This is a genomic window from Microbacterium sp. C-MGS6, assembly GCF_058140415.1.
Genome location: NZ_CM176934.1, coordinates 2,041,141 through 2,059,902 on the forward strand (window position 1 = coordinate 2,041,141; position 18,762 = coordinate 2,059,902).

At 69.5% G+C, this 18,762-nt stretch carries 22 protein-coding genes; 5 read left to right on the top strand and 17 right to left on the bottom strand.

From position 1 onward, the window contains the following. Window positions 1-33: 33 nt before the first annotated feature. Window positions 34-1,230: a metallophosphoesterase family protein gene (locus AC3B5L_RS09960; RefSeq protein WP_187661650.1), complete on the top strand. Its 1,197-nt coding sequence runs from the start codon at window positions 34-36 to the stop codon at window positions 1,228-1,230. A 64-nt stretch (window positions 1,231-1,294) separates the two neighbouring features. Here AC3B5L_RS09960 and AC3B5L_RS09965 read toward each other — a convergent pair whose 3' ends face one another. Then, complete coding sequence (locus tag AC3B5L_RS09965; RefSeq protein WP_085607723.1) at window positions 1,295-1,969, bottom strand: DsbA family oxidoreductase; 675 nt, start codon at window positions 1,967-1,969, stop codon at window positions 1,295-1,297. A gap of 52 nt (window positions 1,970-2,021) precedes the next feature. On the opposite strand from AC3B5L_RS09965, the gene AC3B5L_RS09970 reads away from it, so the two are divergent. Next, the gene (locus AC3B5L_RS09970) at window positions 2,022-2,630 is read left to right on the top strand and encodes an adenylate kinase family protein (protein WP_187661651.1); all 609 of its coding nucleotides are present in this window, start codon (window positions 2,022-2,024) and stop codon (window positions 2,628-2,630) included. Here AC3B5L_RS09970 and AC3B5L_RS09975 read toward each other — a convergent pair. Then, on the bottom strand, window positions 2,573-3,373 hold the full coding sequence (locus AC3B5L_RS09975; RefSeq protein ID WP_259952224.1) for an isoprenyl transferase: 801 nt from the start codon (window positions 3,371-3,373) through the stop codon (window positions 2,573-2,575). The genes AC3B5L_RS09970 and AC3B5L_RS09975 overlap by 58 nt on opposite strands. Further along, window positions 3,370-4,113, bottom strand: a complete 744-nt coding sequence (gene recO, locus AC3B5L_RS09980) for a DNA repair protein RecO (protein WP_187661653.1) — start codon at window positions 4,111-4,113, stop codon at window positions 3,370-3,372. The genes AC3B5L_RS09975 and recO overlap by 4 nt, the downstream gene beginning before the upstream one ends. A 34-nt stretch (window positions 4,114-4,147) precedes the next feature. On the opposite strand from recO, the gene AC3B5L_RS09985 reads away from it, so the two are divergent. Continuing rightward, window positions 4,148-4,840, top strand: coding sequence for a trimeric intracellular cation channel family protein (locus AC3B5L_RS09985; RefSeq protein WP_101845374.1), 693 nt, complete (start codon window positions 4,148-4,150; stop codon window positions 4,838-4,840). 66 nt (window positions 4,841-4,906) lie between these two features. Here the strand turns inward: AC3B5L_RS09985 and AC3B5L_RS09990 are convergent, their stop codons facing one another. Then, a complete protein-coding gene (locus tag AC3B5L_RS09990; RefSeq protein ID WP_490095725.1) occupies window positions 4,907-5,620 on the bottom strand; it encodes a TetR/AcrR family transcriptional regulator in 714 nt (237 codons plus the stop codon). A gap of 66 nt (window positions 5,621-5,686) precedes the next feature. On the opposite strand from AC3B5L_RS09990, the gene AC3B5L_RS09995 reads away from it, so the two are divergent. Then, window positions 5,687-6,067, top strand: a complete 381-nt coding sequence (locus tag AC3B5L_RS09995) for a VOC family protein (protein ID WP_315637663.1) — start codon at window positions 5,687-5,689, stop codon at window positions 6,065-6,067. A gap of 73 nt (window positions 6,068-6,140) precedes the next feature. On the opposite strand, the gene leuA is transcribed toward AC3B5L_RS09995, so the two are convergent. Continuing rightward, on the bottom strand, window positions 6,141-7,895 hold the full coding sequence (gene leuA / locus AC3B5L_RS10000) for a 2-isopropylmalate synthase (protein ID WP_268776204.1): 1,755 nt from the start codon (window positions 7,893-7,895) through the stop codon (window positions 6,141-6,143). A gap of 192 nt (window positions 7,896-8,087) precedes the next feature. Here leuA and AC3B5L_RS10005 point away from each other — a divergent pair, with 192 nt between their 5' ends. Further along, window positions 8,088-8,735 (top strand): hypothetical protein, encoded by a 648-nt coding sequence (locus AC3B5L_RS10005; RefSeq protein ID WP_232089032.1) that lies wholly within the window; start codon window positions 8,088-8,090, stop codon window positions 8,733-8,735. On the opposite strand, the gene AC3B5L_RS10010 is transcribed toward AC3B5L_RS10005, so the two are convergent. Genes AC3B5L_RS10010 through hrcA form a run of 12 tightly spaced genes read right to left on the bottom strand, consistent with a single transcriptional unit; the run spans window position 8,732 to window position 18,724 of the window. Further along, complete coding sequence (locus AC3B5L_RS10010; RefSeq protein WP_187661658.1) at window positions 8,732-9,673, bottom strand: quinone oxidoreductase family protein; 942 nt, start codon at window positions 9,671-9,673, stop codon at window positions 8,732-8,734. The genes AC3B5L_RS10005 and AC3B5L_RS10010 overlap by 4 nt on opposite strands. Before the next feature lie 17 nt (window positions 9,674-9,690). Further along, window positions 9,691-10,167 (bottom strand): hypothetical protein, encoded by a 477-nt coding sequence (locus AC3B5L_RS10015; RefSeq protein ID WP_268776203.1) that lies wholly within the window; start codon window positions 10,165-10,167, stop codon window positions 9,691-9,693. After that, window positions 10,164-11,144 carry a hypothetical protein gene (locus tag AC3B5L_RS10020; protein WP_268776202.1) on the bottom strand — a complete coding sequence of 327 codons (981 nt, stop codon included), beginning with the start codon at window positions 11,142-11,144 and terminating at the stop codon, window positions 10,164-10,166. The genes AC3B5L_RS10015 and AC3B5L_RS10020 overlap by 4 nt, the downstream gene beginning before the upstream one ends. After that, window positions 11,144-11,665 carry an RNA polymerase sigma factor gene (locus AC3B5L_RS10025; RefSeq protein ID WP_268776201.1) on the bottom strand — a complete coding sequence of 174 codons (522 nt, stop codon included), beginning with the start codon at window positions 11,663-11,665 and terminating at the stop codon, window positions 11,144-11,146. The genes AC3B5L_RS10020 and AC3B5L_RS10025 overlap by 1 nt, the downstream gene beginning before the upstream one ends. A 54-nt stretch (window positions 11,666-11,719) precedes the next feature. Next, window positions 11,720-12,616, bottom strand: coding sequence for a GTPase Era (era, locus tag AC3B5L_RS10030; protein ID WP_187661663.1), 897 nt, complete (start codon window positions 12,614-12,616; stop codon window positions 11,720-11,722). After that, the gene (locus AC3B5L_RS10035; RefSeq protein ID WP_259952213.1) at window positions 12,609-13,901 is read right to left on the bottom strand and encodes a hemolysin family protein; all 1,293 of its coding nucleotides are present in this window, start codon (window positions 13,899-13,901) and stop codon (window positions 12,609-12,611) included. Before AC3B5L_RS10035 ends, era begins: the two co-directional genes overlap by 8 nt. Continuing rightward, window positions 13,898-14,359 (bottom strand): rRNA maturation RNase YbeY, encoded by a 462-nt coding sequence (gene ybeY, locus AC3B5L_RS10040; RefSeq protein WP_025103688.1) that lies wholly within the window; start codon window positions 14,357-14,359, stop codon window positions 13,898-13,900. Before ybeY ends, AC3B5L_RS10035 begins: the two co-directional genes overlap by 4 nt. Next, window positions 14,356-15,381, bottom strand: coding sequence for a PhoH family protein (locus tag AC3B5L_RS10045; RefSeq protein ID WP_232089241.1), 1,026 nt, complete (start codon window positions 15,379-15,381; stop codon window positions 14,356-14,358). The genes ybeY and AC3B5L_RS10045 overlap by 4 nt, the downstream gene beginning before the upstream one ends. 46 nt (window positions 15,382-15,427) lie before the next feature. After that, on the bottom strand, window positions 15,428-15,775 hold the full coding sequence (locus tag AC3B5L_RS10050; protein WP_101845350.1) for an HIT domain-containing protein: 348 nt from the start codon (window positions 15,773-15,775) through the stop codon (window positions 15,428-15,430). A gap of 37 nt (window positions 15,776-15,812) precedes the next feature. Next, window positions 15,813-16,541, bottom strand: coding sequence for a 16S rRNA (uracil(1498)-N(3))-methyltransferase (locus AC3B5L_RS10055; protein ID WP_259952212.1), 729 nt, complete (start codon window positions 16,539-16,541; stop codon window positions 15,813-15,815). Window positions 16,542-16,543: 2 nt separating this feature from the next. Beyond that, a complete protein-coding gene (gene dnaJ, locus AC3B5L_RS10060; RefSeq protein ID WP_060922189.1) occupies window positions 16,544-17,656 on the bottom strand; it encodes a molecular chaperone DnaJ in 1,113 nt (370 codons plus the stop codon). A 36-nt stretch (window positions 17,657-17,692) separates the two neighbouring features. Next, a complete protein-coding gene (gene hrcA, locus AC3B5L_RS10065) occupies window positions 17,693-18,724 on the bottom strand; it encodes a heat-inducible transcriptional repressor HrcA (protein ID WP_259952211.1) in 1,032 nt (343 codons plus the stop codon). Between the last annotated feature and the right edge of the window lie 38 nt (window positions 18,725-18,762).

An 18,762-nucleotide genomic window follows, 5' to 3' on the forward strand; every position in this document is an offset into this window, starting at 1 on the left:
GCGATATCCGCCCGAAGACGAAGGAGACCACGCATGCCCGACCGACTGCCGATCAGCCGGCGAACCGTCCTCACCGCGGGAGCACTCGGTGCACTCGGCACCACCCTCCCCCTCGGCACCGCGCCCGCCGCAGCGGCGACGGTTCCCGCCTCGCCCGGCACCGGACAGCGGCGGAACCTGCGGTTCCGCGCCGACGGCACCTTCAAGGTCGTGCAGTTCAACGACACGCAGGACGACGAGCTCACCGACCGCCGCACCGTCGAGCTGATGGAGAAGGTGCTCGACCAGGAGAAGCCGGACTTCGTGGTCATCAACGGCGACGTGATCACCGGCGGGTGCGAGACGCGGCTGGCCGTGAAGCAGGCGATCAACAACGTCGTCATGCCGATGGAGTCCCGCCGCATCCCATGGGCGGTGACCTATGGCAACCACGACGAGGACTCGCTGCCGCAGTCCGGTGTCGATGAAGCGGGGATGCTGAAGATCTACCGCTCGTACGAGTACAACGTGAACGCCGAGAACACCCGCGGCGTGACGGGCACGAGCAACACGATCGTCACGATCGGCTCCGCTGCGAAGAAGAACCGGGAGGCGTTCGCGCTCTGGCTGATGGACTCGGGCCGATACGCGCCGGATGCCATCGACGGCCAGGACTTCGCCGGCTACCCCGCGTGGGATTGGCTGCGCATGGACCAGGTGGCGTGGTACCGCGAGCAGTCACAGCGTCTGGAGCAGCGCCGCGGCCGCAAGGTCCCCGGGCTCATGTTCCTGCACATCGCGCTGTGGGAGCACCGCTTCATGTGGTGGGGTGGCGTCGACACCCGCACGGCGGCCGACGCCGCGCGCGGCAAGGCCCGTCACGGCATCGTCGGGGAGCGCAACGAGGACGAATGCCCCGGTCCGTTCAACTCGGGGATGTTCAACGCGATCCTCGAGCGCGGCGACGTGAAGGGCGTGTTCGTCGGACACGATCACATCAACGACTACGTCGGCGACTACTACGGCGTGATGCTCGGATACGCCCCGGGAACCGGCTTCGGCGCGTACGGCCTCTCCGGCGCCGAGCGCAACCGCATGCGTGGGGGCCGGGTCTTCGAGCTGAAGGAGACCGGCGAGGACGTCGCGATCACCACAAGGGTCGTCTACGCCAGGGACCTGGGCATCGACCTGACCGCGAACGATCAGCCGATGAAGCCGCTGCCCCTCGGCCCCCGCCAGCAGCGCATCTGAGGCCAGGCGGCGAAACGGCGGGGACCCCCGACCCGGGGTCCCCGCCGTCGCCTGCCGGAGCGGGTCAGGCCTCGACGGCAGCGCTCCGCTGCGCCCAGAGGTCGCGGATGACGTTCTCGAACGCCGCAGGCGGCTGCGCGCCGCTGATGCCGTACTGACCGTCGACCACGAAGAACGGCACGCCCTGGATCCCGTACGCGCGAGCCTGCGCCTGGTCCTGGCGGACATCGGCGAGGTACTGCTCGCTCTCGAGCGCGGCGCGGGCGCGATCGGCATCGAGGCCGACCTCGGCCGCGAGGGCCACGAGGTCGTCGATGCGCCCCACATGCTTGCCCTCGGTGAAGTACGCGGACATGAGCCGCTCCTCCATCTCGTGCTGGCGCCCCTCGGCCTTCGCGAAGTGCAGCAGCTCGTGCGCCTTCACGGTGTTCGTGTGCTGCAGCAGGTCGAACCGGTACTGCAGGCCCGCGTTCGCGGCGACGTTCGTGACGTTGGCCAGCATCTGCTCGACCTGCGTGCGCGGCATGCCCTTGTGACCGGAGAGGAAGTCGATCTCGTCGCCGTCGAAGTCGACGGGGGTGTCGGGCGAGAGCTCGAACGAGTGGAAGGTGACGGTGACCTGCGGAGCATCCTCATCGGCCGCGACGGCTTCGAGACCCTTCTCGAGGTTGCGCTTGCCGATGTAGCACCAGGGGCAGGCGATGTCGGACCAGATGTCGATGGAAATGGGTTCAGTCACACGATGGTCAACCGCCCGCGCGTCCGACGTATTCCGTCAGTAGAATCCTCGGATGCTCTCCGCCGATGATCCGCTTCCCTTCCGGCCCGAGCGCGTGCTCGTCGCCGGTGTCACCGGCTCGGGGAAGACGACACTCTCCCGGCGACTCGCCGCGCTCTGGGAGCTGCGGCACGTGGAGATCGACGGCCTGTTCCACGGTCCGGAGTGGACCCCGCGGGCGGAGTTCCTCGACGACGTGCGCGCCTTCGCGGCGGACGAGCGCTGGGTGACCGAGTGGCAGTACACGAGCAAGGGCACCGACGAGATCCTGACTCCGAGGGCGCAGCTCGCGGTCTGGCTCGACTACCCGTACCGCGTGGTGCGGTCGCGTCTGCTCCGACGCACCCTCAGCCGCAGCATCCTCCGCACCCGGATGTGGAACGGGAACGTCGAGAAGCCGATCTGGCGGATGCTGGGGAGCACGCCGGAGGAGAGCATCCTGGCGTGGCAGACCGCGACGCTCCACAAATGGACCGAGCGCTTCCCCCAGGTGCAGGAGCGCTTCCCGCATCTCACGATCGTGCGGCTGACGCATCCGCGCGAGACGGAGCGCTGGCTGCGGGCTCAGGCCGACGTCGGGGTGTCCACTGCGCCGCCGAAGCGACGGTCGCGGGAGAGGTAGACCCCGATCGCACGCCAGAGCTCCTCGCGGGAGAAGTCCGGCCACAGCGTGTCGAGGAACACCATCTCGGCGTAGGCCGACTGCCACAGCAGGAAGTTCGAGGTGCGCTGCTCCCCCGAGCTGCGCAGGAACAGGTCCACGTCCGGCATGTCCGGCACGTACAGGTGCCGGCGGATCATCTTCTCGCTGATCGCGTTCGGCTTCACCCGCCCGGCCGCGACATCGGCCGCGATCGCCCGCATCGCGTCGACAAGCTCGATCCGTCCGCCGTAGTTGACGCACATGGTGAGGGTGAGCACGTCGTTGTCGCGGGTGAGCTGCTCGGCATACTGCAGCTCCTTGATGACGCTGCCCCACAGGCGCGGCTTGCGCCCGGCCCACCGGACCCGCACGCCCCACTCGTTGAGCTGATCGCGACGGCGGTGCAGCACATCGCGGTTGTAGCCCATGAGGAAGCGGACCTCCTCCGGCGAACGAGCCCAGTTCTCGGTGGAGAACGCATAGACGGAGAGGTGCTTCACGCCGGCCTGGATCGCGCCGGCGACGACGTCCAGCAGCACCTCCTCCCCTGCCTTGTGCCCCTCGATGCGGTTGAGCCCCCGGCGGTTCGCCCAGCGGCCGTTGCCGTCCATGACGATGGCGACGTGCTCCGGGACGGCGGGGAACGCGGGCGGATACACGCCCGTCCAGTCGATCGGCCGGTAGGGCACCGCGTCCTTGTGCGTGTAGGGCTTCGGGCTCACCGTGCTCCTTCTCCGGGGGTGGACGAGACGTGCGCGAGCGAGCGGATGCCGCGCTCCAGGTGCCACTGGGCATACGCCGCGACGAGGCCGGATGCAGCCGCCGTGTCGGCGTGCGGGGCGGCGTCGATGAGGTCCCAGTCCCCGCGGATCAGCGCGCGCAGCAGCGTCAGGGTCTTCTCGGCGATCCGGGGGCTCCCGGCGGGCGCGTCGGCACGGCAGACCAGGCCGCCGAGCTGCGCGACGAAGACGGAGTGCGGCCCCGGGGCTCCGCAGCGCGCGCAGTCCTCGAGGGACGGCGCCCACCCGGAGAGGGACATGACCCGCAGCAGGTACGAGTCGAGGATGCTGCGCGGGGCGTGCTCGCCGCGGGACAGCGCCCGCAGCCCGCCGACGAGCAGGAGGTACTGCTCCGGGGTGGCCTCGGCGTCGCTGAGCCGATCCGCCGTCTCGACCATGGCGTTCGCGGCGGTGAACCGGTCGTAATGAGCGGCGATGTCCGTGCCATAAGCCCCGAGCGACTCGGCCTGCTGCACGATGTCGAGCGAGCGGCCTTCGTAGAGCTGCACGTCCGCGACCATGAACGGCTCGAGGCGGGAGCCGAACTTCGACGAGGTGCGACGCACACCCTTCGCGACCGCGCGCACCTTTCCGTGCCGCCGGGACAGCATCGTGACGATGCGATCCGCCTCCCCCAGTTTGTGGGTGCGCAGGATCACCGCTTCGTCTCGGTAGGTGGGCACCCTTCGATTATCCTCCGTGCGCGACAATGGACGCGTGACCGAACCGCTCTTCACCATTCCGCTGTGGGCGGACCTCCTCGGCGTCGGCCTCGGCGGAGTGCAGGGCGCGATGTTCGCCGCCGGGTTCCAAGGGCAGCGTCGGCTCGACTGGCTGGGCGTCGCGATCATCGGGATCATGATCGGCATGGGTGGCGGTCTCATCCGCGACATCCTGCTCGGACAGACTCCCGCGACGCTGCAGAACCAGTGGTATCTGGTCACGGCCGCGGGTGCCGCGCTGCTCGGCATGCTGCTGGCCGGACTCTTCACGCGACTCAACACCGCGATCGTCGTGCTCGACGCCGTGGTGATCGGCATGTTCGGCGCCTTCGGAACGAGCAAGGCCCTCGCCTTCGGCATCCCCGAAGTACCCGCGGTCTTCATCGGCGTGTGCGCCGCGGTCGGCGGGAGCGTCCTCCGCGACATGCTCATGGGGCTGCCGACCGCCATCATGCACGTCGGCTCCCTGTACGCGGTGGCCGCCGCGGCCGGCTGCACGTTCATCGTCGTCGCGAACGCGGTCGGCATGCCGATCCCGCTCGCGGCGGTCATCGGCATCGTCGTGACGGCTGTGATCCGCATCCTCGCCGTGACGTTCGACGTCTCGCTTCCGGAGCAGCGCCGTCTGTACCGCCGCAAGGTCGCCGCGGAGACCGGCGCCATCGCGATCGTGAAGCCCCAGGACTGACTTCGAGTCGCGCGATTGGCTCCATCCCGCAGCCGGATACGACCAATCGCGCGATTCGAAGGAGGGTCAGGTGCCGGCGAGCCCGTCGATCACGCGCGCGAGACCGAAGTCCCAGGCTGCTCGAGCGTCGTAGGGGGCGCCCATCGACTCCCCGGCAGCCTGACCCACTGACCGGGCGAGCGGCATCGCGTCACCGAGATAGGCCGCCAGACGCGGTGCGGCCTCTGCCCACGAGGCCGCGAACGAATCCGCGCTCTCCTCCTCCCGCATGCGTGCTGCCGCGGAGAGAGTGAAGTCGAGCACGAAGCTCAGCGCCGCATCACGATCCACGGCGGTGAAGCCGAGGCCGTCGAAGGCGTGGAGTTCCCGGTCGTACTTGGCGATGGTTCCAGGGCCGAGCGCGACCCGCGGGTCGTGGATGTCGATGAGCCAGGGGTGAGCCCGGAGGAGGCGCAGGTTGTCCTCGGCGACCGCCCGGACCTCCGCGCGCCACCCGGACGCCTGCGCAGGCTCGGTGGGCATCCTGGCGTGCATCGCATCCGCCATCAGGACGAGCAGGTCGGCGCGGCTGTTGACGTGCGTGTAGATCGACATCGGAGTCAGCTCGAGACACTGCGCGAGAGACCGGATCGTCACCGCGCCGAGGCCCTCGGCGTCAGCCAGCGCCACGGCACGATCCACGACGTCATCCGTCGAGTGGCGCGCCTTCGGACCGCGCTGCCGAGCCACGGGAGCCGCGGGGCTGTGCCGCCAGAGCAGATCGACGAGATTCCTGGTCATCGGGAATAGCCTAGACCGCTCCGGACTTAACCCTGTACGCTGTACAGACTTTTGGAATGGAGCATCGTGAACATCACTCAGACCGCCCTCTCGCTCAACGTCCCCGACGTGGCGGCCTCCGCCGCCTTCGCCATGACGCATTTCGGCTTCGAGGAGGCGATGTCCGCGGAGGGCTTCGTCTCGTTGCAGCACCCGGGACCCGTCCCGAACGTCATCTTCCTCGAGACCGGGCTCACGACGTTCCGTCCGGAGGAGATCGCCGGATCCGCCGGTCAAGGCACCCTGATCGTCTTCGTCGTCGACGAGATCGACCGGGAGTTCGCCCGCATCGCCGCCGCGGGTGCGCGGGTGGTCACCGCTCCCGAGACCGAGCCATGGGGCGAACGCTACTGCCAGTTCGCCGATCCCAACGGCCTCATCTGGCAGCTGGTGCAGTGGATGGACTGACCCCCTCCTTCGAATCGCGCGAATGGTCCCATCCGGCGGCCGGATACGACCAATCGCGCGATTCGAAGGAAGATCAGACGGCGGCCAGCTCCTGCTGACGGCTGCGGATCGAGCGGTTCACGCCGGACACGATCGCCTTGAGCGACGCGGTCGAGATGTCGCCGTCGATGCCGACTCCCCACAGGCGCTGGTCGCCGACCTGCAGCTCGACGTAGGCCGCGGCCTGCGCGTCGCCGCCGGCGCTGAGAGCGTGCTCGACGTAGTCATAGACCGTGATGTCGAACCCCTGACCCCGGAGCACCTCGACGAACGCCGCGACCGGACCGTTGCCGTTGCCGGAGACGGAGACCTCCTGGTCGTCGTCCCGCAGCACGACATCGAGCACCACGTCACCGGACATGTCGCTCCTGGTCTGCGTGGCGAGCAGCTCGAACCGCCCCCACTTGGCCTCGGTGTCGGCGGCGGGCAGGTATTCGTCCGTGAAGATCGACCAGATCTGCTCGCTGGTGACCTCTCCGCCCTCGGCATCCGTCTTGGCCTGCACGACCCCGGAGAACTCGATCTGGAGCTTGCGCGGCAGGTCGATCGCGTGATCGGACTTGAGCAGGTACGCGACCCCGCCCTTGCCCGACTGGGAGTTCACGCGGATGACGGCCTCGTACGAGCGGCCGAGGTCCTTCGGGTCGACGGGCAGGTACGGCACGGCCCACTCGATCTCGTCGACCGTCACGCCCTGCGCCTCGGCCTTGGCGGCCATGGCCTCGAAGCCCTTCTTGATGGCGTCCTGGTGCGAACCGCTGAACGCGGTGAAGACGAGGTCGCCGGCCCACGGGCTGCGCTCCGGCACCGGCAGCTGGTTGCAGTACTCGACCGTCCGCTTGACCTGATCGATGTCGCTGAAGTCGATCTGCGGGTCGATGCCCTGAGTGAACATGTTGATGCCCAGCGCGACGAGGTCGACGTTGCCGGTGCGCTCGCCGTTGCCGAACAGGCAGCCCTCGATACGGTCGGCGCCGGCCATGTAGCCCAGCTCCGCCGCGGCGATCGCGGTGCCGCGGTCGTTGTGCGGGTGCAGCGACAGGATGACGTTCTCGCGGTGGGCGAGGTGACGGCTCATCCACTCGATCGAGTCGGCGTAGATGTTCGGCGTCGCCATCTCCACCGTCGCGGGGAGGTTGATGATCACCTTGCGGTCCGGCGTGGGCTCGAAGATCTCGATGACCTGGTTGCAGACGTCGACCGCGAACTCCAGCTCGGTGCCGGTGTAGCTCTCCGGGGAGTACTCGTAGTACACCTGCGTGTCGGGGATGGTCTTCTCGAACTGGCGGCACAGCCGAGCGCCCTCGAGCGCGATGTCGATGATGCCCTGCTTGTCGGTGCGGAAGACCACCTCGCGCTGCAACACGCTCGTGGAGTTGTAGAGGTGCACGATGGCCTGCTTGGCTCCCGCGATCGCCTCGTAGGTGCGAGCGATCAGGTGCTCGCGCGCCTGCGTCAGGACCTGGATCGTGACGTCGTCCGGGATGACGTTCTCCTCGATGAGCTGGCGCACGAAGTCGAAGTCGGTCTGGCTCGCCGACGGGAAGCCGACCTCGATCTCCTTGTAGCCCATGCTCACGAGCAGCTCGAACATGACGCGCTTGCGCTCGGGTGACATCGGGTCGATGAGGGCCTGGTTGCCGTCGCGGAGGTCGACCGCGCACCAGCGGGGGGCCTCGGTGATGCGGGCGTCGGGCCACGTGCGATCAGGCAGGTGGACGGTGATCTGCTCGTGGAACGGCCGGTACTTGTGGATCGGCATCGCGGACGGGCGCTGAGTGTTCTGCATGATGGGGCTTCTTCTCTTCGTCAAGATGAACGGGCCAACACAAGCGCCGCGACGAGGAAGGCCCTAGCTTTAGGACTCGTCGCGGCAGCTAAGAAGAAGCAGACCGCCGAAAGGCATGTGGTCATGCTAGCAGGGAAGCCGCAGGTGTTTCGACGCCCCGAGACGATGCGAGTGCGCGCGACACTGGTCGGTATGAGCACCTTCCGCGACCGTCCCCTCCTCGCCGTCGGCGTCGTGTCGGCGCTGTTGCTGCTGGCCGGCTGCGCCGCGAGCCCAGGAGCATCGTCGCCGCCGACCAGCACGACGGTCCCGTCGGACTCCCGCCTGGAAGAGGCGGAGCCCGCGCCGCCGGAGGGGACCGTGGTCGCCACGGGAACGGTCCTCGACGAATCCGGGGAGGTCCGGCTGTGTCTCGGTGCGATCCGCGAGTCGTATCCGCCGCAGTGCGACGGAGTCGCGCTCGACGAGTGGAGCTGGGACGGTGTGGACGGCAGCGAGGCGTCCGGGGAGACGCGCTGGGGGGCGTACGCGGTCACCGGCACCTGGGACGGCGAGCGGTTCACGGTGACCGCACCGCCCGCCCTCCTCGCGCTCCACGATCCGATGGCTCCGGAGGATCCGACCGACGGCGCGGACGGCGCGAGCACGGCGGATGAGCTCGACCGCGTGCAGAACGACATCGCCGGACGCCTCGGCGCGGACGCGCTCGCCGTGTCGACGGACCGCGGCTACGTGTGGCTCCAGGTCGTCTGGGATGACGGGACGCTGCAGGACGCGGTCGACGCCGAGTACGGCGAGGACGTGGTCATCGTCACGTCCGCGCTCCGCGAGATCGACTAGGCGTCGGTGACCAGCGCGAGCTTGCCGCCCGGGTGCCCTGTGGCGAGGAGCCGGTGCGCGGCCGGCGCCTCGGTGAGCGGGAACGTGCGCGCGAGCGGAACCACCAGGTCGCCGTTCTGCGCCAGGGCGACGAGTTCGCTGCGCACCTCGTCGCGGAATCGTGCACTGTCCGGCATCGACCCCGCGATCGCGAGGAACCCGTCGGCCGATGCCCGCGCGAAGTTCGCGATCGTGACGATGCGGCGGCGATCGGACACCAGGGCGAGGGACACGTCGATCGCCTCGTCGGTGCCCACCGCATCCAGAGCCGCGGCGATCGGTCCGTCGGCCAGCGCTCGTACCCGATCAGCGAGGCCCCGTCCGTAGGCCACCGGGACCCCGCCGAAACGCCGCACCTCGTCGAAGCGTTCGGGGCTGGCGGTGCCGATGACCCGGACGTTCCGGAGCCGCGCCTGCTGCAGCACGCTGACACCGACCGCGCCCGACGCCCCGTGCAGCAAAACCGTCTCCCCCGGCGACGCCCCGGTGACGGCGAGCATCTCCGCGGCCGTCGTGCCGACGAGCAGAAGGTTGGCCGCTTCCGGGTGGGTGAGCGTGGACGGCTTCGCGAACACCTTCGCCGCGGGCACCGTGACCTCGGTCGCGTAACCGCCCCGCACGCGGAACGCCACGACCTCATCGCCGACCTCGGCCTCACCGGAACCGATGCGGGTCGCAGGGCCGATCGCCGCGAGCTCACCCGAGACCTCGTATCCGACGGGCACGGGGAACTCGAGCCCCGGTCGGGGGGCCGCGACATGCTTCGCGTCGGCCGGATTCACACCGGCGGCCCGGACGCGGATCGTGACCTCGCCCTTTCCCGGCGCTGCGGGCTCGTACTCCTCGAACTCCCACGACTCGGGAGACCCCGCCGCCGTCGCCACCCAGTGCGTCGCCATGGTCAGCCGTCCTGCCGTCAGAGGAAACAGCGGATGTTGGTCGCGGTGCCGGAGACGTTGCTCCACGCGTTGGCGGAGACCGTCGCCAGGACCGTGCTCCCGTTCCGGACCTGCATGTAACCGGAGGTGCGGGCGTTCGCCGCCGACTTCGTCGCGAAGGAGGAAGGGATCGCGATGGTCGTACAGCTTCCCCAGCTCAGCATGGCGCCGACGCGATTGAGCTCCCGGTACGCGCAGATGCGACCGGTCGCACAGTTCCCGACTGCACGCGCCATCGTGCGGACGGTCCCGGTGTTCGAGGTGTACTCCATGTCGAGCTTCGGCCAGACGGCGCTGCCGGCGTCGATCACCACGCCACCGGGCACCTCCTCGAGGATACGCACCATCAACGGGTCGAGCGTCGGCTCCTCAGCGGTGGCCGCGGCGACGGGACCGCCTGCTCCGGTCAGCACCAGCGCCAGTCCGACCACGACGGCGATGCGCAGCCGTGTCATCGCAGCATCTCCTCGTCGATGTCCCACATCCGGTAGTCGACGATCGCCCCCGCGGGGAACACCCCGTCGTCCTTGAGTACCGTCCGTTCGAGACCCACGATGCGGCCGGTGTCGAGCGATACGAGCACGTCGTCACGGACGACGCCGTCCGCGGAGATGACACGGATCCCGGCGACCGGGCGGCCGAGGCGATCGTTCGTCGTCCCCAGAGCCTCCGCGCCCCCGGACTCCTCGATCAGAGTCAGCAACTCGGCGTGCTGCGCGTTCGTCAGCGTCCACTGCCCGAAGACGGAGGTGATCGCCGTGACCGCCTCGAACGCGGTCGGCTGCTCGGGCATGTCGAAGGCGACCAGCAGCGCCCGCACGTCCGCGGCGGAATCGCCCGGGACGTCGACGACAGGAGTGACGAACTCGCCCGGAGCGAGGACGACGCGGGATGCCACCTCGCCCGTGCTCTTCACCTCGGCCTGTCCGTTCGCCACCGCATCCGTCGGCGCATACGGCTCACCGTTGATGGCGACGGCCTCTCCCGAGAGGTCTTCCTCCCAGGTGAAGGTCGCGAACTGCGGAACGACCTCGGCCCGTTCGGTGTCGACCTCGACGTTGTACGACCAGAACGCCGTGCGCGTCGAGCGCTCGGGTTCCGCCGGTGGACTGAAGACCTCGAGGTCCGCCTCCGCCGCGGCCACCGTATCGCTCAGCGAGCCGGCCGCCTCGAACACGAGCGGAGACGGCGCTCCCGCGACGGCGGCTCCTTGCGGGAGGAGGACGCCGAAAGCCACCGCGGCGGACGCCGCGACGGCCGTGAGGCCCGCTGCCCAGCCGATCGTCCTCGCACGCCGTCGTCGCGGCGCACGAGCAGATCGGATGATGCGATCACGCGCGGCGATGGCGCGCGCGTCCGGAGGGGCGTCCCTCGGGGTGCGCGCGGGATCGGCCTCGACGAGCACGCGCTCGAGCAGAGCATTGTCACTCATCACGCATTCCCCGTCCCCTCCAGTCCCAGCGTCTCTCGCAGCCGATCCTCGGCACGAGCCAACGTCTTCCGTACCCGGGACTCAGAAGTGCGCAGCAGCTCCGCGATCTCCCCCACCGCGAGTCCATCCCAGTACGTGAGCATGATGATACGCCGTTGCAGCGGAGTGAGGACACCCAAAGCCCTGAGCACTTCGCTGCGTCCGAATCCGCCGAGGGTCTCGGGGTCGCCGGAGAGCCCTGAGTGCACGGCGTCGATCGCCCCGTGGGCGGTGGATGAGCGCCGGGACCGCGCGCGCAACCGACGGTCGGTCTCACGGAGCAGCCAGACCCTCCCCGGGGGCCGTGTCGGTCGGAGTCGCGACCACGCCGCGAGGAAGACCTCCGACACGATCTCGCTCACCTCGTCGTCGTCGGGGACGACGCCCTCGATATGGTGGCGCACCGTCGCCCAGTGCTCGTCGAACACTCGTGTGAAGATCTGGTCCCGCAGCGAGCTCGGGTCTTCGCCGCGGCCGATCATGTCGGTGGGGTCGGCGGTCTGCCCGCCGCCTCCGACGTCCTGCGGGCCTGCATGTCAGAACCCGAGCCGGCCGAGCTGCTTGGGATCGCGCTGCCACTCCTTCGCGACCTTGACGTGGAGCCCGAGGAACACGCGGGTCCCGAGCAGCTCCTCGATCCCCGCGCGGGAGCGGGCACCCACGTCGCGGAGGCGCTTGCCCTTGTGGCCGATGATGATGGCCTTCTGGCTGTCCCGCTCGACCACGATGGAGGCGTGCACGTCGGTGAGGTCGCTGTCCTCGCGCGGGGCGATGTCGTCGACCACGACGGCGATCGAATGCGGGAGCTCATCGCGCACGCCGTCGAGGGCGGCCTCGCGGATGATCTCGGCGATGCGATCCTCCGTCGACTCGTCCGTGGTGACCCCCTCGGGGTAGAGCGCGGGCCCCTCGGGCATGAGCTGCAGGATCTCGTCCGCCAGCACCTCGAGCTGATCGCGCGTCAGCGCCGACAGCGGGATCACGGCGGCCCAGTCCTCGCGGAGGGAGTCCACCTCCATCAGCCGCTCGGTGATCTCATCGCGCCCGGCCGCGTCGGTCTTCGTGACGATGGCGATCTTCTGCGCGCGCGGGTAGCCGTCCAGCGAAGCGGCGATGCGGCGATCGCCGGGACCGACCTTCTCGGTCGCGGGCACGCAGAAGCCGATCACATCGACGTCGCCCAGCACCTGCTCGACGAGGTCGTTCAGCCGCTCGCCCAGGAGCGTGCGCGGCTTGTGGATGCCGGGGGTGTCGACGATGACGAGCTGTCCGTCCGGGCGGTTGAGGATGCCGCGGATCGCTCGACGCGTGGTCTGCGGCTTCTCGCTCGTGATGGCGATCTTCTCGCCGACGAGGGCGTTGGTGAGCGTCGACTTGCCCACGTTCGGCCGTCCGACGAAGGTCACGAACCCGCTCCGGGTGTCTTCAGTCATCGCGCCGTTCTCCTTCATCCTGCACATCTTCGGGCTCTGCTGCCCGCTCCACGAACACCGTCGCGATCCCTCGGCCCCGCCCGCGGGAAGCCCCGCCGGTGAGCACGAGGCCGTGGACGGTGGCCGTCGCACCGGGCTGCGGCACCTGGCCGAGCGTCTTGCCGAGCAGACCGCCGATGGAGTCGACGTCCTCGTCCTCGAGCTCCAGGCCGAACAGATCGCCCACGTCCTCCAGCGAGAGCCGGGAGCTCACGCGATAGCGGCCGTCGCCCAGGTCGACGAACTCGGCGGATACCTGATCGTACTCGTCCGAGATCTCCCCCACGAGCTCCTCGATGAGGTCCTCCAGCGTCACCAGGCCGGAGATGCCGCCGTGCTCGTCGATTACGAGACACACGTGCACCGCGTCGCGCTTCATCTGCTGCAGCAGCGTCTCCGCACGCATCGACTCGGGAACGAACGTGGCGGGCCGAGCGATCGGACGGATCGAGGCGGCGCGCCAGGCGCTGTCGTCGCGGTAGGCGAACTGCACGAGGTCCTTGAGGTAGAGCACCCCGACGACATCGTCGGCCTCATCATCGACGACCGGCATCCGGGACACGCCGCGGTGCAGGAAGAGCGACATGGCCTCGTCGGTCGTCGCCTCCGCGCCCACGGTGACCATCTCGGTGCGCGGCACCATCACCGCGCGGACGAACTGGTCGGTGAAGTCGAACACCGAGTGGATGAGGTCGCGGTCGTCCTCCTCGATGAGGTCGTTCGAGGCGGCCTCGTCGACCATGCTCAGCAGCTGGTCCTCGCTCGAGAACGAGCTGCGTCCGGTCCCCGGGGTGACGCGGTTGCCCAAGACGACGAGGCCCTGGGCGATCGGCCCGAGAATGATGCGCAATCCCCGGACGACGTTCGCACTCCCCCGGATCATGCTCTCGGCGTGCTGATGCCCGAAGGTCCGCGGACTCGCCCCGACGAGGACGAAGGTGATGCCGGTCATCAGGATGGCGGCGGCGAGCATCGCCCACCAGATGTTCTCGAAGACGATCGTGAACGCCACGGTGACGAGCACGGCAGCCGTCACCTCCGCGAGGACGCGGATGAAGGCGACCGCGTTGACGTGCGCGTCGAGGTCGCCGGCGATCCGCTCCAGCGCCTTCGCGCGGCGGCCCTCGGTCGCCATGTCGGCCAGGCCGGCACGGGAGGTCACGCCGTATGCCGCGTCGATCGCGGCCATGAGGCCGCCGAACGCCACCAGCAGCACGGCGGCGACGAGCAGCAGCAGCTCTGTCATCGCCGGCGACGCTCGGACGCGGCGAAGCCCTGGATGAGCTGCTTCTGCAGACCGAACATCTCCCGCTCCTCATCCGGCTCCGCGTGATCGAAGCCGAGAAGGTGCAGCAGTCCGTGCGTGGTGAGCAGGATGAGCTCGTCCATCAGCGTGTGGCCGGCGGCCTGCGCCTGCGTCTCCGCGACCTGCGGGCAGAGGACGATGTCGCCGAGCAGCCCGGGGGGCGTCGGCCGGTCCTCGGTACCGGGGCGGAGCTCGTCCATCGGGAAGCTGAGGACGTCGGTCGGGCCCGGCTCGTCCATCCACTGCACGTGCAGCGCCTCCATGGCCCCTTCGTCGACGAGGACGATGGCGACCTCGGCGTCCGCGCTGACGTGGAGCTGCGCGAGGTTGAAGTCGGTCAGCCGCTGCAGCACGGTCTCGTCGACATCGATCGCCGACTCGTTGTTGATCTCGATCATGAGAGCCCTCGTTTCGGCATGCGATCGCGTGGTCCTGGTCGCTGGGCACCGCGTCGCTCGGCACGGTTGGCGAACTCGTGCGCCTGTTCGCGCTCGGTGCGCTGCGCCACGCGGCGCTCGTCGTACTCGCTGTACGCGTCGACGATGCGACCGACCAGCGAGTGCCGCACCACGTCGTCGCTGGTCAGGCGGGAGAAGTGGATGTCGTCGATGCCGTCGAGCACGCGGGTGACCAGGCGGAGACCGGAGGCTCCCTGCGGGAGGTCGACCTGGGTGATGTCGCCGGTGACGACCATCTTCGTCCCGAACCCGAGACGGGTGAGGAACATCTTCATCTGCTCGGGCGTGGTGTTCTGCGCCTCGTCCAGCACGACGAAGGAGTCGTTGAGCGTGCGCCCCCGCATGTACGCCAGCGGCGCGACCTCGATGGTCCCGGTCGCCATCAGGCGCGGCACGATCTCCGGGTCCATCATCTCGTTGAGCGCGTCGTAGAGCGGCCGCAGGTACGGATCGATCTTGTCGGTGAGCGTGCCGGGGAGGAACCCGAGGCGCTCCCCCGCCTCGACCGCCGGACGCGTGAGGATGATGCGCGTGACCTCCTTGCGCTGCAGCGCCTGGACGGCCTTCGCCATCGCCAGGTAGGTCTTGCCCGTTCCCGCCGGACCGATGCCGAACACGATCGTGTTCTCCTCGATCGCGTCGACGTACTCCTTCTGGCCGAGCGTCTTCGGCCGGATGACCTTGCCGCGCGTGGACAGGATCGCCTCGCCCAGCACCTCGCTGGGACGCGGGCCACCCTCCTGGCGGAGCATGCGCGCAGAGCTGGACACGTCGCTCGGGGCGAGGTCGTGGCCGGCCTTGGTCATCGCGAGCAGCTCGTCGACGAGGTTCTTGGCCTTGGCGACGGCCTCGCGCTCACCCGTGAGCGTGATCTCGTTGCCGCGGACGAGCACCTGCACGTCGCGGTGCTCCCGCTCCAGCATCCGCAGCAGCCGGTCCTGGGGACCGAGCAGCTGCACCATCGCGACACCGTCGGCGTAGAGCCTTTCGGTGACGGTTTCCTGATCGTCAGAAGCCAACGAGCTTGTTCTCCTCGAGGTTGCCGAGCACATGGGCGTGCACGTGGAAGACGGACTGCGCGACACTCGCGCCGTTGTTGAAGATGAGGCGGTACTCGCCGTTGGCGTGCTCCTCGGCGATGCGCTTGGCGGCGGCGACCATCTCCGCCAGCAGCTCGGGATCCCCGGCTGCGAGTGCGGTCACGTCGCGGTACTCCTCGGTCTTCGGGATGACGAGTACATGGAGCGGCGCCTGTGGATCGATGTCGCGGATCGCGAAGACGCGACCGGTGTCGAGCAGGATCTCCCCCGGGATGTCCCCGGTGAGGATGCGCGTGAAGATCGAGGGTTCGCTCATGCTCTCAGCTTACTGGGGGGACGCGGGCCGCGGCCGGTCACCAGCGGCCGAGGGCCACCGAGAGCACGGCGATGGCGGCAGGTCCCGCAGTGGAGGTGCGCAACACGGTGTCGCCGAGCAGGACGCGCTCAGCGCCGGCCGCCGCGAGCCTCTCGAGCTCCTCCGGAGCGATCCCGCCCTCCGGACCCACCACGAGCACGAGGTCACGGTCGTCGGGAACGAGCGTGGAGAGCCGGGCGGGAGCGGTCGGGTCGAGCAGCAGCACCCGCTGCGTCGCCGCGCGCGCCGCAAGCTGTGCGGTCGACTCGGGGGCGGCCACCTCGGGCACCCAGGTCCGGTGCGCCTGCTTGGCCGCCTCGCGGACGATCGTCGCCCAGCGCTCGCGTCCCTTCACCGCCTTCGGCCCCTCCCAGCGCGACACACTCCGGCTCGCCTGCCACGGCACGATCTCGTCGACGCCCAGTTCACATGCCGCCTGCACCGCGAGCTCGTCGCGGTCGCCCTTCGCGAGCGCCTGCACGAGCACGAGACGCGGAGTCGCCGGCTCGTGCTCGACGCGCTCGGCGATCCGGACATCGACGCGCGACGGTGACACCTCCTCGGCGACGCCGGTCAGCCAGACGCCTCGACCGTCGCCGACGGTGACCGTCTCGCCGACGCGCAGCCGCCGGACGACGGCCGCATGCTTGGCCTCGGCGCCCGTCAGTGACACGAGACCGCCCACCGCGGCGTCGCCCGCGGACTCGACGAGGAAGTGCAGCGCCACGATCAGTGGGTACGGAACCGGTCGCGCAGCTTGGAGAACAGGCCCTGCTGGAACTGCGCGAGCTGCGGGCCCGGCGCCTTGTTCTTCTTCGCGAAGTCCTCGATGAGCTTGCGCTGCGCGGAGTCGAGCTTGGTGGGGGTGACCACCTGCACACCGACGCGGAGATCGCCACGCTGGGTGCCGCGCAGCGGCGTGATGCCCCGTCCCTTGATGGTCAGCACGTCGCCGGACTGCACGCCCGCGCGGATCTCCAGGTCGACCTCCCCGTCGAGCCCCTCGATCGAGGTCTCGGTGCCCAGGATGGCGTCGGTCATGGACACCTCGAGCGTGGCGAGCAGGTCGTCGCCGTCCCGGCTGAACGCGGGGTGCGGGTTGACCGTCACCTCGACGTACAGGTCGCCGTTCGGGCCACCGGCGCGTCCGACCTCGCCGGAACCCGGGAGCTGCAGCCGCAGGCCGGTCTCGACGCCCGCCGGGATGTCGAGGGACACCGTGCGGCGCGACCGGACGCGTCCCTGACCGCCGCAGGTGCCGCAGGGGTACGGGATGGTCGTGCCGTAGCCCTCGCAGGTGCCGCAGGGCTGAGAGGTGACGACGTTGCCGAGCAGGCTGCGCACCTGACGCTGCACGTGGCCGGTGCCACCGCAGATGTCGCAGGTGACGGGTGACGTGCCCTCCTGGCAGCACGAGCCCTGACAGGTCTCGCAGAGCACAGCCGTGTCCACCTCGATGTCGCGGTGCGCACCGAAGACCACGTCTCCCAGGTCGAGTGTGACCCGGACGAGGGCATCCTGCCCGCGCTCCCGTCGTGACCGGGGACGAGCGCCGCGCCCGCCGCCCTGGGACGCGCCGAAGAACGTCTCGAAGATGTCGCCGAAGCCGCCGAAGCCGCCGAAGTTGTTCGCGCCGTCACCGCCGCCCATGTCGTAGCGGCGGCGCGACTCCTCGTCGCTGAGCACGTCGTAGGCGTGCGTGACCAGCTTGAACTTCTCTGCGGCCTCCTCGCCCGGGTTCACGTCCGGGTGGAGCTGCCGTGCCAGGCGCCGATACGCCTTCTTGATCTCGTCGGTGGAAGCGTCCCGGGACACCCCGAGAACCTCGTAGTGGTCCGCCACAATCGCCTTTCTGCGCGTGTTTTCCGTGGGGCCGCCTCAGCGGCCGGCCTCGTCGTCGTCGAGCATCCGCGACAGGTAGCGGGCGACCGCCCGTGCCGCTGCGAGGTTGCTCGGATAGTCCATCCGGGTCGGTCCCATGACACCGACCCGCGCGGTCCCCGAGGGTGCCGCGTAGTTGCTGGCCACGATCGACGCCTCGCCGAGCCCGAAGGAGGCGTTCTCGGTGCCGATGCTCGCCGCGAGGCCGTGCTCGTCCGGCACCATCTCGCTCATCAGCCGCAGCAGCGTGACCTGCTCCTCGATGGCCTCGAGGAGGGGATGGATGCTGCCGCGGAAGTCCTGTTCCCGTCGCGCCAGGGTCGCCGCGCCCGCCATCACGAGCCGCTCCTGCCGGAAGCCGCCGAGCTCGTCGATCACGACTCCGGCGACGGCGCGGAGAACGCGGTCCTGGGGGGCCTCCTCCGTGGCGAGGAGTGCCTGCAGGCGGTCGGAAGCCGCCGCGATCGCCTGCCCGGTGATGAGGGCGGACAGTCGAGCGCGCAGCACCGCGAGGTCCGCTTCGTCGATCGTGTCCGGCAGCGCGGTGATCCGCTGTGATACCCCGCCGGCGTCCGTGACCAGGACCGTGAGGAGCCGGTTGGGAGCGAGCGTCACGAGTTCGACGTGCGTCACGTGGGCCCGCGCGAACGACGGGTACTGGGCCAGCGCGACCTGTCCGGTGAGTTGCGTGAGCACGCGGACAGTACGGACCATCAGATCGTCGAGGTCGGCCGGATCGGCGAGGAACGACTCGATGGCCGAGCGCTGCGCGGTGGAGAGCGGTCGGAGCTGGGCGAGGTGATTCACGAACACCCGGTAGCCCTTGTCCGTGGGGACGCGCCCGGACGACGTGTGCGGAGCCGTGATCAGCTCTTCGTCCTCCAGCTGCGCCATGTCGTTGCGGATCGTCGCGGCCGAGACGCCGAAGGAATGGCGGTCGACGATGGAACGGCTGCCCACGGGCTCGTGCGTCTCGACGTAGTCCTGCACGATCGCGCGGAGAACCTGCAGCCCTCGCTCTGTGACCATGGGTTCCCCTTCCCGCCGACCGGGTGCTGGCACTCTGC

Bases quoted from the DNA above. Each gene is read 5' to 3' on its own strand.
- AC3B5L_RS09960 (WP_187661650.1), top strand. From the start codon at position 34: ATGCCCGACCGACTGCCGATCAGCCGGCGAACCGTCCTCACCGCGGGA.
- AC3B5L_RS09970 (WP_187661651.1), top strand. From the start codon at position 2,022: ATGCTCTCCGCCGATGATCCGCTTCCCTTCCGGCCCGAGCGCGTGCTC.
- AC3B5L_RS09990 (WP_490095725.1), bottom strand. From the start codon at position 5,620: ATGACCAGGAATCTCGTCGATCTGCTCTGGCGGCACAGCCCCGCGGCT.
- leuA (WP_268776204.1), bottom strand. From the start codon at position 7,895: ATGCAGAACACTCAGCGCCCGTCCGCGATGCCGATCCACAAGTACCGG.
- AC3B5L_RS10005 (WP_232089032.1), top strand. From the start codon at position 8,088: ATGAGCACCTTCCGCGACCGTCCCCTCCTCGCCGTCGGCGTCGTGTCG.
- AC3B5L_RS10010 (WP_187661658.1), bottom strand. From the start codon at position 9,673: ATGGCGACGCACTGGGTGGCGACGGCGGCGGGGTCTCCCGAGTCGTGG.
- AC3B5L_RS10015 (WP_268776203.1), bottom strand. From the start codon at position 10,167: ATGACACGGCTGCGCATCGCCGTCGTGGTCGGACTGGCGCTGGTGCTG.
- AC3B5L_RS10020 (WP_268776202.1), bottom strand. From the start codon at position 11,144: ATGAGTGACAATGCTCTGCTCGAGCGCGTGCTCGTCGAGGCCGATCCC.
- AC3B5L_RS10025 (WP_268776201.1), bottom strand. From the start codon at position 11,665: ATGATCGGCCGCGGCGAAGACCCGAGCTCGCTGCGGGACCAGATCTTC.
- era (WP_187661663.1), bottom strand. From the start codon at position 12,616: ATGACTGAAGACACCCGGAGCGGGTTCGTGACCTTCGTCGGACGGCCG.
- AC3B5L_RS10035 (WP_259952213.1), bottom strand. From the start codon at position 13,901: ATGACAGAGCTGCTGCTGCTCGTCGCCGCCGTGCTGCTGGTGGCGTTC.
- ybeY (WP_025103688.1), bottom strand. From the start codon at position 14,359: ATGATCGAGATCAACAACGAGTCGGCGATCGATGTCGACGAGACCGTG.
- AC3B5L_RS10045 (WP_232089241.1), bottom strand. From the start codon at position 15,381: ATGGTGCAGCTGCTCGGTCCCCAGGACCGGCTGCTGCGGATGCTGGAG.
- AC3B5L_RS10050 (WP_101845350.1), bottom strand. From the start codon at position 15,775: ATGAGCGAACCCTCGATCTTCACGCGCATCCTCACCGGGGACATCCCG.
- hrcA (WP_259952211.1), bottom strand. From the start codon at position 18,724: ATGGTCACAGAGCGAGGGCTGCAGGTTCTCCGCGCGATCGTGCAGGAC.